Source organism: Photobacterium angustum (assembly GCF_002954615.1).
Lineage (GTDB): Bacteria > Pseudomonadota > Gammaproteobacteria > Enterobacterales > Vibrionaceae > Photobacterium > Photobacterium angustum_A.
Genome location: NZ_MSCJ01000001.1, coordinates 1930831 through 1946060, shown reverse-complemented (window position 1 = coordinate 1946060; position 15230 = coordinate 1930831). Strand labels below are relative to the sequence as shown.

General features: G+C 41.0%; 13 protein-coding genes. 6 read left to right on the top strand and 7 right to left on the bottom strand.

The window, feature by feature from the left end:
- Positions 1 to 2: 2 nt before the first annotated feature.
- On the bottom strand, positions 3 to 1139 hold the full coding sequence (nagA, locus tag BTO08_RS08400) for an N-acetylglucosamine-6-phosphate deacetylase (RefSeq protein ID WP_105060651.1): 1137 nt from the start codon (positions 1137 to 1139) through the stop codon (positions 3 to 5).
- A gap of 18 nt (positions 1140 to 1157) precedes the next feature.
- Positions 1158 to 1958, bottom strand: a complete 801-nt coding sequence (nagB, locus tag BTO08_RS08395) for a glucosamine-6-phosphate deaminase (protein ID WP_045082717.1) — start codon at positions 1956 to 1958, stop codon at positions 1158 to 1160.
- A gap of 257 nt (positions 1959 to 2215) precedes the next feature.
- On the opposite strand from nagB, the gene nagE reads away from it, so the two are divergent.
- The 3 genes from nagE to glnS all read left to right on the top strand — a co-directional run bounded on the left by nagE (position 2216) and on the right by glnS (position 8491).
- Positions 2216 to 3706 (top strand): N-acetylglucosamine-specific PTS transporter subunit IIBC, encoded by a 1491-nt coding sequence (gene nagE, locus BTO08_RS08390; protein ID WP_105060650.1) that lies wholly within the window; start codon positions 2216 to 2218, stop codon positions 3704 to 3706.
- Positions 3707 to 3878: 172 nt separating this feature from the next.
- Positions 3879 to 6542, top strand: coding sequence for a beta-N-acetylhexosaminidase (locus BTO08_RS08385; RefSeq protein ID WP_105060649.1), 2664 nt, complete (start codon positions 3879 to 3881; stop codon positions 6540 to 6542).
- Positions 6543 to 6826: 284 nt separating this feature from the next.
- Entirely contained in the window at positions 6827 to 8491 is a 1665-nt protein-coding gene (gene glnS / locus BTO08_RS08380; protein ID WP_005370511.1) for a glutamine--tRNA ligase, read from the top strand.
- Positions 8492 to 8583: 92 nt separating this feature from the next.
- Here glnS and BTO08_RS08375 read toward each other — a convergent pair whose 3' ends face one another.
- Together BTO08_RS08375 and fur are read right to left on the bottom strand one after the other, a co-directional pair.
- Positions 8584 to 9624, bottom strand: coding sequence for a linear amide C-N hydrolase (locus BTO08_RS08375; RefSeq protein ID WP_105060648.1), 1041 nt, complete (start codon positions 9622 to 9624; stop codon positions 8584 to 8586).
- Between the two features lie 144 nt (positions 9625 to 9768).
- A complete protein-coding gene (gene fur, locus BTO08_RS08370) occupies positions 9769 to 10215 on the bottom strand; it encodes a ferric iron uptake transcriptional regulator (RefSeq protein ID WP_045082713.1) in 447 nt (148 codons plus the stop codon).
- A 190-nt stretch (positions 10216 to 10405) separates the two neighbouring features.
- Here fur and BTO08_RS08365 point away from each other — a divergent pair, with 190 nt between their 5' ends.
- Entirely contained in the window at positions 10406 to 10891 is a 486-nt protein-coding gene (locus BTO08_RS08365) for a DUF4442 domain-containing protein (RefSeq protein ID WP_105060647.1), read from the top strand.
- 73 nt (positions 10892 to 10964) lie between these two features.
- On the opposite strand, the gene fldA is transcribed toward BTO08_RS08365, so the two are convergent.
- From fldA to BTO08_RS08350, 3 genes are all read right to left on the bottom strand, one after another.
- The gene (gene fldA, locus BTO08_RS08360; RefSeq protein WP_005370519.1) at positions 10965 to 11492 is read right to left on the bottom strand and encodes a flavodoxin FldA; all 528 of its coding nucleotides are present in this window, start codon (positions 11490 to 11492) and stop codon (positions 10965 to 10967) included.
- A gap of 193 nt (positions 11493 to 11685) precedes the next feature.
- On the bottom strand, positions 11686 to 11904 hold the full coding sequence (locus BTO08_RS08355) for a DUF2788 domain-containing protein (RefSeq protein WP_105060646.1): 219 nt from the start codon (positions 11902 to 11904) through the stop codon (positions 11686 to 11688).
- Positions 11905 to 12076: 172 nt separating this feature from the next.
- A complete protein-coding gene (locus tag BTO08_RS08350) occupies positions 12077 to 12841 on the bottom strand; it encodes an alpha/beta fold hydrolase (protein WP_005370522.1) in 765 nt (254 codons plus the stop codon).
- Positions 12842 to 12945: 104 nt separating this feature from the next.
- Between BTO08_RS08350 and seqA the strand changes: the two genes are divergently transcribed.
- A complete protein-coding gene (seqA, locus tag BTO08_RS08345; RefSeq protein ID WP_105061328.1) occupies positions 12946 to 13491 on the top strand; it encodes a replication initiation negative regulator SeqA in 546 nt (181 codons plus the stop codon).
- Positions 13492 to 13528: 37 nt separating this feature from the next.
- Positions 13529 to 15175, top strand: a complete 1647-nt coding sequence (gene pgm, locus BTO08_RS08340; protein WP_105060645.1) for a phosphoglucomutase (alpha-D-glucose-1,6-bisphosphate-dependent) — start codon at positions 13529 to 13531, stop codon at positions 15173 to 15175.
- The last annotated feature ends 55 nt before the right edge of the window (positions 15176 to 15230 follow it).

The following is a 15230-nucleotide window of genomic DNA, read 5'->3' as shown; positions in this document are numbered from 1 at the left end:
AATTAGCTCTGTTTGTATTCACCATTAACAATTGTCGCCTGAACATTATAATCGCGATCAAACACAGTAAGATTTGCTACCATGCCTTTTTTTATAGCCCCAAGTTTCTTGTCTACACCAATAGCGCGAGCAGGATAAAGTGTGGCCATACGAATCGCTTCGTCCAAGGCGATACCTACATGTTCAACACTATTTTGAATCGCTTCAATCATTGTCAGTGCTGAACCACCAAGTGTGCCTTCTTCAGTTACACACATGCCGTTCCGGTAATATACCTTTGTCCCAGTAAAAAGAAAGCTATCGATGTTTGCACCTGCTGGAGCTGTGGCATCGGTCACTAAAACTAAACGCGTATTCTTCATTTTATGAGCCATGCGGATATTGGCATAGTCAACATGGAAACCGTCAGCAATAACGCCTGTATAGATTTCACTGCTATCGTAAATAGCACCAACTAGACCTGGCGAACGACCTTCTACTGGACTCATCGCATTGAATAAATGCGTAGTAAAACTAATACCGAGATCGAAGCCTTGTCTTGCTTCTTCGTATGTTGCATTACTGTGTCCCGCTGAGACCACAATACCTGAATCAATCAGTTTCTGAATATGTTCAGGTGAATTCAACTCAGGAGCGAGAGTGACTTTAGTTATAACATCTGCGTTTTCACATAAGAAAGTAATCATCTCGTCACTAGCTGGACGAATGAAATCTGGGCGGTGAACCCCTTTCTTTACAACATTAATGTAAGGGCCTTCTAGGTGTAGGCCTAATGCTTGATTGTGGTATTTTGCTTGATAATCACGAATAGCTGAAACTGCACGTTTCATATCTTCGTCAGGAGAGGTGATAAGTGTAGGAAGAAAGCTAGTACAACCTGATTTTAGGTTGGCTTGGTGCATAATATCAATGGCTTCTGCGGTGGTTTCATTATTGAACATCACCCCACCACAACCATTTAATTGTAAATCAATAAAGCCAGGAGAAAGGTTTGCACCATGAAGATCGATAGTGTCGATGCCATCGAGTAAATGATTAATCGGGCAGATTGCATGAATGTTCACGCCGTCAATAATGACGGCGTGGTTATTCAGCACTTCGCTACCGGTAAAAATATTACAGTTGGTAAGCGCGTACATGAATATTCCTTAATAGGATTAAAGGTGATTAATATTTTCCGCTTCAAGCTCTTGGAAGTACTTAACAGTCTTCACTTTTAGCTCTTGAGTTGATGGCTCATCACAAACAATCATTGATTTAGGGTGTAGCTGAAGTGCAGATACAGTCCATAGGTGATTCACACTGCCTTCAACCGCAGCTTGTAGTGCCTGGGCTTTGTTGTGGCCAGTGATAAGGATCATTACTTCTTCTGAATCTAGTAATGTACCTACACCGATAGTTAGTGAGTATTTAGGTACTTGGTTGATGTCGCCATCAAAGAAACGAGAGTTAGCAATACGCGTTTCTTGGGTTAGCGTCTTGATACGTGTACGAGATGCTAATGATGATGCTGGCTCATTGAAAGCAATGTGACCGTCGTTGCCTACACCACCCATGAATAGGTTGATTTTACCGTAAGATTTGATCTTATCTTCGTAACGCTGACATTCAGCAGCGTGATCTTCTGCGTTACCATCAAGAAGGTTGATGTTTTCTTCTTGAATATCAACGTGGTTAAAGAAGTTGTTGTACATGAAGTTACGGTATGACTCTGGGTGATCAGAAGCCATGCCTACATACTCATCCATGTTGAAAGTAACAACATTTTTGAAGCTTACTTCACCTGCTTGGTATAGCTCGATAAGGCGCTTGTATGTCGCTAGAGGTGTACCACCCGTAGGTAGCCCCAATACAAATGGACGTTCTGCTGTTGGTTCGAATTTATTGATGCGATCTGCAATGTAGCGAGCAGACCATAAACCAACATCTTTAGCGTTATTAAGCGGGATTAGTCTCACGTTGATACCTCGTTGAAGAAAGTTAAAACAGGAAAAATCTTAGCGACATAGCGCCTTTGTTTCGAATGATAAAATAAGTTTTATGATCGAGCTAGCAAAATCACTCACTTCTAACCTCCGTCGGTGATTGAGATCACAAATGGTGAGCTTTTAATTTGCGGGGCGAAATTAATTTCTTAAACTGCGGATAACCAAATACGGATAGCTTAAATTCAGTTATTCAATCGCATCTAAGAAAACCATAGGGGGAACTAAGGGTGAATATTCTTGGATATTTTCAAAAAGTAGGTAAGGCATTAATGGTGCCAGTTGCAGTACTTCCTGCAGCGGCAATCTTAATGGGTATCGGTTACTGGATTGATCCGAACGGCTGGGGTGCAAACTCTGCATTAGCTGCTTTCTTGATCAAGGCTGGTGCGGCAATTATTGATAACATGTCAGTACTGTTTGCAGTGGGTGTTGCATACGGCATGTCTAAAGATAAAGATGGTGCAGCAGCACTATCAGGTTTTGTTGGTTTCCTTGTGGTTACAACGCTTCTTGCACCGGGTGCAGTCGCGCAAATCCAAGGTATTGACCCAAGCGCAGTTCCAGCTGCATTTGGTAAAATCAATAACCAATTTGTAGGTATCTTAGTAGGTATCGTGTCAGCTGAGTTGTACAACCGTTTCTCAAGCGTAGAACTACATAAAGCACTAGCGTTCTTTAGTGGTAAGCGTTTAGTACCAATTCTAACATCTATTGCTGGTATCGTTATTGCTGGTATTTTGATGTTCGTTTGGCCATCAATTTACGGCGGTCTAGTACATTTTGGTGAAAGCATTCAAGGTATGGGTTCTGTAGGTGCGGGTATCTACGCATTCTTCAACCGTCTATTGATTCCTGTTGGTCTTCACCACGCACTAAACTCAGTATTCTGGTTTGACGTTGCAGGTATTAACGATATTCCTAACTTCCTAGGCGGCGCGAAATCTATCGCTGAAGGTACAGCTACTCCAGGTATCACTGGTATGTACCAAGCTGGTTTCTTCCCAATCATGATGTTTGGTCTACCAGGTGCAGCACTTGCGATGTACCACACTGCAAAAGCGAAGAACAAAGAGCGTGTAGCATCACTACTTATCGCTGCTGGTTTTGCATCATTCTTCACAGGTGTTACTGAGCCTCTAGAATTTGCATTCATGTTCCTAGCACCAGTACTGTACGTAATTCACGCAGCACTAGCGGGTCTATCTGTATACATCGCAGCATCAATGCAGTGGATTGCAGGTTTCGGTTTCTCTGCAGGTCTAGTTGATATGTTCTTGTCATCACGCAACCCACTAGCTGTTCAGTGGTACATGCTGATTGTTCAAGGTATTGCATTCTTCTTCATCTACTACTTTGTATTCCGCTTCGCGATTGTTAAGTTCAACCTTAAAACGCCTGGCCGTGAAGACGACGAAGAAGAGACTTCATCTGTTGCAGGTTCTGCAGAAACTGGCGAGCTAGCTAAGCAGTACTTAAAAGCACTTGGTGGTCACGGTAACTTAGAGAACATCGATGCTTGTATTACACGTCTACGTCTAACGCTAAAAGACAGCAGTCTTGCTAACGAGAAAACGTTAAAAGCATTAGGTGCAATGGGTGTAGTTAAACTAGGTTCAAATAACCTTCAGGTTATCCTTGGCCCTCTAGCTGAAATCGTTGCTGGCGAAATGAAGAAAATCCCAGCGTCAGAAGATCTATCTTCTGTAAAACTTCCATAATTACCTGAATTCTTCAGTAATTAAGTAATACCGCAAGACCTTTAATAAAACCGGCCTTATTATTTTCAAACATGGAATGATAGGGCCGGCATTTTGAGTACCCAACGTTTGGGCTCGTATAGATTTTCTCTTCACTTTTTTAGAAGAGATATCGGGAGAAAAGGAATATATCATGACTATTAAACTTACGGCGTTAGCATCTTTTATTACACTAGCGGTGACTGGTTGTGCAACTCAGGGAAACAATGATCAAACTGTAGTTAATAACCTAGCGTCAAACCTAGATCTTAACTATGAAGTCGCTATTCAGCATGGTGCAGAAGAAGGCTTGCCATGTAAAACATTGGGTGCGGAATGGGCATCTTGTGATTTGATTAATTTAACGCTGGAAAATAAAGGCCCAGCGGTGACGAATAAAGACTGGAAAATTTACTTCAGCAGTATTCGTCAAATCCTAGAAGTGCAGAATGAACAATTCAAAGTTACTCACGTAACAGGTGATCTACACACACTAGAGCCAACTGATAAGTTCGATGGTTTCGCTGAAGGTGAAAAGGTTGTTATCCCTTACATCGGTGAATATTGGACTTTATTTGAAAACGATTACATGCCTCGTGCATACGTAACAGCAGGTAATGCAGAACCAAAAACAATTGTTAGCACAGATACAGCTAACCCTGCAGATTACTTAACGCCACTAAAAGGCGATCAATTTAAGCGTGTTAAAGCGGATAACAACGTATTAGCGACACCAGAAACACGTTTTGAGAAAAACAGCGATGTAAACTTAGTGGCTTCTGAAGAAGTAGCTGGCACTATTTTACCTACACCGCTAAGTACTAAATTAACTGGCGATACTGTTTCTCTAGCTAACGGTATTAAGATCGACAACCTAACACTACCTGCAGATATGATGGCTGCAGTAGATGCTCGTTTAGCACAGCTTGGTGTGAACGCGCAGGGTGAGTACCCAGTAAAAGTAACAATTTTACCGGGTTCGTTTAAGAAGGATCAGCAAATTGTTGGTGCTTATAAGCTAGACGTCACTAAGAAGGGCGCAACCGTTACTGGTTTTGATAACCAAGGTGCGTTCTACGGTATGCAGTCTCTGATCTCACTGATGTCTACCGGTGCAGAGAACAACATTCCAACATTAAATGTATTGGATGCACCACGTTTTGATTATCGTGGTGTAATGGTTGATGTGGGTCGTAATTTCCACTCTAAAGAAGCGATCCTACGTACGCTAGATCAAATGGCAGCGTACAAGATGAACAAATTCCACTTCCACCTATCTGATGATGAAGGTTGGCGTATCGAAATTCCGGGTCTTCCAGAATTGACAGAAATTGGTGGTAAGCGTTGTCATGATTTATCAGAAACAAGCTGTCTTCTTCCTCAGCTAGGCTCAGGCCCAACATCTGAGAACGATGGTTCAGGTTTCTACAGCAAGCAAGATTACTTAGATATTCTAAAATATGCGAAAGCACGTGGTATTGAAGTGATCCCTGAAATTGATATGCCAGCTCACGCACGTGCAGCGGTAGTAGCAATGGAAGCACGTTACAAGCGTCTAGCTGCTGAAGGCAAGATGGATGAAGCGAATGAATATCGCTTGATGGATCCACAAGATACGTCAAACGTAACGACAGTACAGTTCTACGATAAGCGTAGTTTCATTAACCCATGTATGGATTCGTCTGCAAAGTTTGTTGATAAAGTTATTACTGAAATTCAAGCAATGCACAAAGATGCGGGTATGCCGCTAAATACATGGCACTTTGGTGGTGATGAAGCGAAGAATATTAAGTTAAATGCGGGCTTCCAAGATATTAACGCTGCAGAGCCAACAGCTTGGACGGGGTCTATTGATCAATCTAAGCAAGATAAGCCATACCAAAAATCACCAATGTGTCAGAAATTGATCGCAGAAGGTGTGGTAAGTGATTACGATCGCCTACCAAGCTACTTTGCTGAGCGTGTAAGTGCTGTGGTGAATGGCAAAGGTATTGAGAACTTCCAAGCATGGCAAGATGGCTTGAAGTACTCGAAAGATGCTAAAGCATTTGAAACAGATAACGTACGTGTGAATTTCTGGGACGTTCTATACTGGGGCGGTGGTGCATCTGCATACGAGTGGGCTAACAAAGGCTACGATGTTGTAGTATCAAACCCAGATTACGTATACATGGATATGCCATATGAAGTAGATCCATCAGAGCGTGGTTACTACTGGGCAACACGTGCAACTGACACCCGTAAGATGTTTGGTTTTGCGCCAGAGAACTTACCTCAGAACGCAGAAACATCACTCGATCGTGATGGCAATGGCTTTGCAAGTAAAGGTACGGTTGAATCGAAAGGCTTCCACGGTCTGTCAGCGCAGCTTTGGAGTGAAACTGTAGGTAACGATGATCAATACGAGTACATGGTATTCCCTCGCGTACTAGCAGCAGCTGAGCGTGCATGGCACAAAGGCGAGTGGGAAAATGAGTACCAAGCTGGTGTTGAGTACTCACAAGACTCTAATCTTGTGAATAAGAAAGCCCTTCACAACGAGTGGGAGCGTTTTGCTAACGTTCTTGGTCAACGTGAACTAGCTAAACTTGATGCAGCAGGTATTCAGTACCGTGTACCAGTACCAGGTGCAAAAATTGAAAATGGTAAACTTGCAATGAACGTAAGTATGCCTGGCTTAGCGCTACAATACTCAACGGACGAAGGCAAAACGTGGAACACTTACAATGCGAAAGCACAACCAAGTGTGACGGGTAAAGTTGAAATCCGAGCAGTAAGTGCAGACGGTAAACGTTTCAGTCGTGTAACATCACTATAAGTTACGATGTAAACACGCTTTAACTGTTAAAATATCAGCCGATGGAGGGTAACCTTCATCGGCTTTTTTCATTAAGTTAGGTAAAAATCATGGCTATCATATTAATGGTCATGTTTTTAATGCGCCTAATTAGGGCATTAATGTATAGTGTCAGTATACAAACTCCGTTATTACGGGGCTTTTTTATCCATATCGACAAACAATGCATACTATTTGTTGAGTCATGAGCCATATTTATGGATCATATACAGTTCTCAATCCTGTAAGCACACGAGGTGTAATTGATGAGTGAATCTGAAGCTCGTCCAACTAACTTTATCCGCCAAATTATTGATGCGGATTTAGCAAGTGGCAAACATACAAGCGTACATACCCGATTCCCGCCGGAGCCGAATGGTTACCTGCATATCGGCCATGCTAAATCTATTTGTTTGAACTTCGGTATTGCTCAGGACTATCAGGGTCAATGTAATCTTCGTTTTGATGATACTAACCCTGAGAAAGAAGACATCGAATACGTTGAGTCTATTAAGAACGATGTTAACTGGTTGGGCTTTGAGTGGAGCGGTGAGATTTGTTATTCATCAAACTACTTCGATAAGCTATACGGGTTCGCAATTGAATTAATTAATAAAGGCTTAGCGTACGTTGATGAGCTAAGTCCAGAGCAGATGCGTGAGTACCGTGGCACATTAACTGAGCCAGGTAAGCATAGCCCATACCGCGATCGTAGCGTTGAAGAAAACTTAGCTCTATTCGACAAAATGAAGAACGGTGAAGTTGAAGAAGGCAAAATGTGTCTTCGTGCGAAAATCGACATGGCATCACCATTTATGGTTATGCGCGATCCTGTGATCTACCGTGTACGTTTTGCTACTCACCACCAAACAGGTGATAAGTGGTGCATTTACCCAATGTACGACTTTACACACTGTATTTCTGATGCGCTAGAGGGCATTACGCACTCTATTTGTACGCTTGAGTTCATGGACAACCGTCGTCTATACGATTGGGTTCTTGAAAACATCACTATCGATTGTACACCGCATCAGTATGAGTTTAGTCGTCTAAACCTTGAATACACTGTGATGTCTAAGCGTAAGCTGAACCAACTTGTGACTGATAAATTGGTTAATGGTTGGGATGATCCACGTATGCCAACTATCTCTGGTTTACGTCGTCGTGGTTTCACACCTGCATCTATGCGTGAGTTCTGTAAGCGTATCGGTGTGACTAAGCAAGACAACACCATCGAGATCAGCTCACTAGAATCTTGTATTCGTGACGATCTAAACGAAAACGCACCACGTGCAATGGCGGTTCTTGATCCTGTTAAAGTTGTGATTGAAAACTTTGATGGTGAGACAGAAATGCTTACTGTAGCTAATCACCCGAATAAACCTGAAATGGGTTCGCGTGAAGTGCCATTTAGCCGCGAGCTATACATTGAGCGTGAAGATTTCCGCGAAGAAGCGAATAAGAAATACAAGCGTTTAGTGTTAGGTAAAGAAGTTCGCTTACGTGGCGCATATGTGATTCAAGCGGATCGCATCGAAAAGGATGCGGAAGGTAATATCACAACAATCTTCTGTTCTTACGATAAAGATACATTAGGTAAGAACCCAGCAGATGGTCGTAAAGTGAAAGGTGTTATTCACTGGGTATCAGCAGAAGCGGGCATTCCAGCAGAAATTCGTTTATACGATCGCCTATTTACAGTACCAAACCCTGGTGCAGCAGATGATTTTGTATCAGTGATCAACCCTGACTCTCTAACAGTAGTTAACGGTTTCGTTGAACCATCATTGGTTGCTGCTGAAGCTGAAAAAGCTTACCAATTTGAGCGTATGGGTTACTTCTGTGCAGATAACAAAGACTCAAGCCCTGAGCATTTAGTCTTCAACCGCACAGTCGGCCTTCGTGATACTTGGGCGAAAATTGGCGACTAATTTAGTCTCTGATTTTAGCTAATAAAAACCGCATCACTCTTGTGATGCGGTTTTTTATTAATAGCTATCTCATCGATGATATTACATGGCTATTAATGTCCCGAATTAATTATTTGCTCTGTAATATTCCCCGCAAGTTCAGCATTGCTTAATTTGAAGAAAATCATTTTGCCTGATTTTTGAATATCTTGGGTGTTGTATTTAAATTGACTAAATATATCTCCCCATTGATAGCGAACGAAAGTCTCACCTGATTGTAAATGCCTATTTACCGAATACTCAGTTGCGTAACCTGCCATTTTTCCGTTAATAGGGCGGTTTGGCGCATCATGAGGAATACGAAACATCGTTGACTCGAGCTTTAAAATGCCATTGATGATGCTGGTTGGTTCTTTTAAGTGCTCTGAAAAATAGGTGGCATGAACGAAACGATCTTCAGGGTTAGTGTTACCGCCAGTGCCTAAATTTGTTTGGCTCCATTGTTGAGCTTGTTCGCCCCATCCACGTGCAGAACGTTTAATATTCGCAAGGTGTTGGGCATAACCAGGCTGATTTGTCATGACGGTATATTGTTTTCCATGCCAAATTTGAGGTTTGCCCTCACGCCATTCAATAATAGCGCTATCGCCCGTTGGATCTTGGAAAGATAAATGCAGAGCAATACGAACAGGAATTCCTTCAATAAACTCTTCGTTAGGTGCCAGCGCTGTGGCTGCTTTTACAACATCATTCACTGTTTTATGTTGCGACAACATATGGCGAAGATAGGTAATTGCGCCGTCGGTTTGTTTATTATTACCTTTGCCTAGATCCATTCCACCATCATAAAGAATATTACCACTGAGTCCTTGTGAGTTAATACCATCCATTAGAACGCCGTAAGCAGTGATCCCCGTGACAGCAAATTTGGATGTAACAAGGTTCTTATCACTCAGGTGCGTTGTATATTCTGAACCTTGAGGAAAGTTTGCTAAGTAAGGGTTTGTGGACTCAGACCAATCCATAGTACGAGAAACAAAGACGCCATGATCTTCTGTTTGCCAAAGGATACGAGTACAAGCATTCGCGCTAGATATTAGGCTTGAAAGGGATAGGGTGGTGATTAATGCGAGTACTAATGGTTTTACTTTCATCTATAACATCCATATAAAATAGTTGGCATAGATATATAGTGAAAAACCACCTTTTTGTAATCTGGTTATTTGTAACAATGTTTGAAAGGATAACTAAATATCAAATAAAAAAGCCAGTGGAGATACACTGGCTTTTTTAAAATATTACTTTGGGTCGTGAAGTGTTTCATCTTCGGCGCAGTTGCCGTTCATGCAATGACCGTATAGGTAAAGGCTATGATTTGTTAGGCGAACATTGAAGCTTTCTGCAATTTGTTTTTGACGATCTTCGATGATGTCATCTGAAAACTCGATAACTTTACCACAATCAAGACAAACAAGATGATCATGGTGGTGTTGAGTTGATAGTTCGAAAACAGACTTACCACCTTCAAAATGATGTCGGGTGACAATGCCTGCATCATCAAACTGGTTGAGTACGCGATAGACTGTCGCTAGGCCAATTTCTTCGCCAATATCGATAAGTTTTTTGTACAAGTCTTCAGCACTGATATGTTGGCAATCAGGTTCTTGCAGTACTTCCAAAATTTTAAGGCGCGGAAGAGTAACTTTTAAGCCTGCTTGTTTTAGCGCATGATTATTATCTGACATCAAAATTTCCTATTGGCTATCCGCAAAGATGTTGCAGTAGTCTTTTCATTTCTAACTATTATAAGTGACGCAACGATAACAATAAACCTTAAAAGCAGAGGAAACTAGGAGATATGTATAATTTCTAGTGTTTGAATGTATGTAAAATTTATGTAAATATAAACTCATCGTACCAGATGAGGCACTCACATTGTACAAAGTTTATAAACCCAGCATTGTAAAGTTTGCACTTAATCTATGGCCACCTTTCTGGGGAGCTGGTATCAAGATTGTTACGATCAGTGATGATTTTCGATTTGTTAGAATAAAGTTGAAATTACGCTGGTGGAATAAGAATGCAAACCGTACACAGTATGGTGGAAGTATTTTTTCACTTACAGATCCTGTTTATTCTTTGATGTTAATGGGCATACTTGGACGTGAGTATTTTGTCTGGGATAAACAAGCAAATATCAACTTTATTAAACCGGGCGATAGTGATTTAACCGCTGATTTTGTGATTTCGGAACAGTGTATCGAAGAGATAAAGCGTGTTACAAAATCTGGAGAGAAGTATTTTCCCTCTTTTACGGTGAATGTATTGAATTGCCGAGGGGAGTTAGTTTCTCAAGTTGAGCGAACCTTATATGTAAGAAAAAAACCAGAATATCGAATGGAATCGAATGTGATATCTTGAGTGAAAATATCGCTAAAAATACGTATAAAAAAACGCGCTCGATAAGCGCGTTTTTTTGATGATCTCAATGTGATTAATCAGCAAGTTCTGCTAAGCACATTTCATCATAAATTTGCTCAACCCATTGCTTAACACGCTGTGCTGTAAGTTCTGGTTGGCGATCTTCATCAATACATAAACCTACGAAGTGGTTGTCATCAACAAGTGCTTTTGAAGCTTCAAACTCAAAGCCTTCTGTTGAGAAGTTACCCACAATCGTTGCACCACGACTTTCAACGATGTCACGTACTGTACCCATTGAATCACAGAAATATTCTGCGTAATCTTCTTGGTCACCACAACCAAAGATAGCCACAAGCTTAGTTGAAAAATCAATTTGCTCAAGCTCTGGGAAAAAGTCATCCCAATCACACTGTGGTTCACCGTAGTACCAAGTAGGAATACCAAGTAGTAGTAGATCAAAGTTGTCGATATCTTCTTTGCTGCTTTTTGCGATATCTTTTACTTCAACTAGCTTGTCACCAAGTTGTTTTTGAATCATTTTAGCGACAGCTTCGGTATTACCTGTGTCGCTACCAAAGAAGAGTCCAACGCTTGCCATAGTAGAGATTACCCGTATATAAATAGTTAACTGCTGCATCGCAGTTTACAGAAATCAGTAGAAACGGTGCAATGATAATTACTGTTTACTGACGTTTTGTTTGTTTTTTCGTCTAAACGGTAGCATTACCCGCAAGAACTAAGTGTTTAGGTGTTGATATAATCATCATAAGTTACACAATTAACGCTAATAATTAAATCCCAGTACCTTCCCAATTTAGTTGAATAATACCTTTGGTTATAAATCCAGCAAAGCCAAGGAACAAGGCTAGCCAAACAATTTTTTGTCCAAAGGGAAGGACATTACCTTGTTTTAAGACATCTTTTACTGCCATACCGATAAAGAAAAAAATAACGGTAAAAACAAGATAAATTCCAATGGATTTAATTAAGCCTATGTATTCATGAAGCAAAACAAATCGTTTTGATATATACCCAAGTAACCTCAAGGTACTTGGTTTTTAAAGTCACTCAGGTATATCAATCTAGTGAGACTATAGCATAGTTAAAAAAGGTATTTAACACTGTGGTGATGCAATATCTCGTTGCTAGTGAGCATGCTAACAACGAGGTACGTCATGTTATTTATTTATCAAGGAAGTTTGTGATGATACGGGTCACCGTTTCTGGTTTTTCTGCATGGAGCCAATGCCCAGTATTTGCCACCATATGTGCTTTGGCCTGAGGGAATTGCCGCATAATTTCATCCCGATATTCTGGCATGATATAGTCAGATTCTTGGCCTTTAATAAATAATGTTTTGCCTTTGAACGGCTCTACAGCTGGTTGCCAACCCATAATGGTGCTGTAGTTGGCAATAATCCCATCAACATTAAATCGCCATTGATAATGTTCACCTTGCTTGGCGAGAGATTTAAGTAAAAATTGTCTTACACCGGCGTCTTCAACATGTTGAGCAAGAAACTGTTCGGCTTCACTACGTTTGGTAATGGTATGTTTATTCACTTCTTGTAAGCCGTTAAACACATTTTGATGTCGATGTGCTTGATAGCTAACCGGAGCCATATCCAGTACAACCAAATGTTCTAACTGATTTGGTGCTAATGCAGCCAATGCCATGGCTACTTTTCCACCCATTGAATGACCAATCACCGAAAATTGATCAATACCTAAGTGCTTGATCACATTAAGTACATCTTGCGCCATTTCCTGATAGGTAAAATGATCACTGTGTGGGGATAATCCATGATTGCGAAGATCAACGCTAATTACTTTATAGTTATTTTTCAAAGATCTGGCTAAGAGCCCTAGATTAGCGGCACTGCCGAATAAACCATGGATCAAAATGATCGTTTTTCCATCGCCTTCAACTTGATAATGAAGATTCACTGACTATTTTCTCTAATTAGTTGTGGTATTTACCGTAGAGTATAACCTCGGATCAAGCTATAATCGTAGCCAGATTTTTTAACGGAACGATAATGAATAATACGATGAAGACTATTGAAGTAGACGAAGAACTATATCGTTATATTGCTAGCCAAACTCAACATATTGGTGAAAGTGCTTCTGATATTTTGCGTCGCTTGCTTATGGTGCCAGAAGAGCAACTACAGCAGCAACCTGCTGTGGTAATGCCTGTTCGTCCGAAAGGGATCGTTGTTAGTAAAGATGCTGGCAATGTACCAACGATGGATCGTGTTAAAGAAATGCGAACAGTATTGATCTCTGATGAATTTGCAGCACAAGAAAAAGCAATTGGTCGTTTTATGATGATCTTATCTTCTTTGTATAGCATTGATGCAGAAGGTTTTTCTGAAGCTGCTGCAATTAAAGGTCGTACCCGCGTTTACTTTGCTCATGACGAAGAAACGTTGCTAGCAAGTGGTAAAACGACGAAACCTAAGTCGATTCCATCAACACCATTCTGGGTGATTACAAATACAAATACTGAGCGTAAGCGTCAAATGATTGACCAGCTGATGACTAAGATGGGATTTGGTTCAGACATTATTGATAAGGTATGTGGCGAAATCTAATCGTCAGGTATTGAGGTCAAATAACAAGGATAAAACTATGGCTATTCATCCTCGTGCTGGGCAACGAGCTCAGCAAGAAGATATGCATAACATTCCAGCACTTATCGCTAATTATTTTCTTATAGAGCCTAGTGCTCAAGATGCATCGCAGCAAGTAGAGTTTGGTACTTCAGGTCATCGAGGAACAGCAGATAAAGGCACATTTAATCAGCATCATATTTGGGCTATTGCGCAAGCTATTGCTGAAGTGCGTGCTGAAAATGGAGTGACGGGACCACTTTTTTTAGGAAAAGATACCCATGCATTATCAGAGCCTGCTTTTACTTCAACATTAGAAGTACTTGTTGCTAATAATGTTCAAGTTGTTATTCAAGAAGGTAAGGGATATACCCCGACACCTGGCATTTCTCATTCTATCCTTTGTTACAACAAAGCTCATGATGATAAAGCTGATGGTATTGTTATCACGCCATCGCATAACCCACCTCAAGATGGCGGTATTAAATATAACCCTGTCCATGGTGGGCCCGCTGAAAGTGAATTAACAACAGCGATTGAACGCCGTGCTAATGAAATCATTGCAAACGGTTTGGCTGATGTTAAGCGTGTATATATTGTTGACGCTTTAGTTTCTCAACTTGTTGTTGAGCAAGATTTAGTCGCACCTTATGTTGCAGATCTTGTAAATGTTATAAATATGGAAGCGATTCAAAAATCAGAGCTTAAGTTGGGTGTAGATCCCCTTGGTGGTTCAGGTATTGAATACTGGCGTCAAATTGCCGCATATTATGCGCTAGATCTAACACTTGTTAATGAATCTATTGATCCATCATTTCGTTTTATGTCATTAGATAAAGATGGCGTAGTACGTATGGACTGTTCATCGCCATATGCAATGGCAGGGTTACTGGCGTACAGAGATAACTACGATCTAGCGTTTGGTAACGACCCTGATTACGACCGTCATGGTATCGTAACACCTGCAGGTTTAATGAATCCTAACCATTATCTTGCCGTATGTATTGATTACTTATTCCGTCATCGTAACGATTGGGGTAAGCAAGTTGCAGTAGGTAAAACATTAGTATCTAGTGCTTTGATTGATCGTGTTGTTGCAGCATTAGGCCGTGAACTTGTTGAGGTTCCAGTAGGTTTTAAATGGTTTGTTGATGGCTTATTTAGCGGTAAGTTAGGTTTTGGCGGTGAAGAAAGTGCGGGCGCATCTTTCTTACGTAAAGACGGCACGCCTTGGTCAACAGATAAAGACGGTATTTTACTGTGTTTGTTAGCTGCAGAGATCACTGCTGTAACAGGTAAAACACCGCAAGAATATTACGAAGAGTTAGCAGATAAGTTTGGACGTTCAGAATATTCTCGTTTGCAAGCTGTCGCGAATAAAGAGCAGAAAGCGGTATTAAGTAAGCTTTCTCCCGAAATGGTTTCAGCTGAAACACTAGCTGGTGAACCAATCACTGCACGTCTAACTCATGCGCCAGGTAATGGTGCTGCGATTGGCGGTTTAAAAGTGACGACTGAAAATGGTTGGTTTGCTGCGCGTCCATCAGGCACAGAAGATATTTACAAGATCTATTGTGAAAGCTTTAAGGGCAAAGAACATCTAGCGCTTATTGAGCAAGAAGCACAGGAAATTGTCAGTAAAGTCTTTGCCGACGCAGGTTTATAACCTGTTATATGCATAAAGAAAACGCCCACAATGGGCGTTTTTTTATATATGCAGG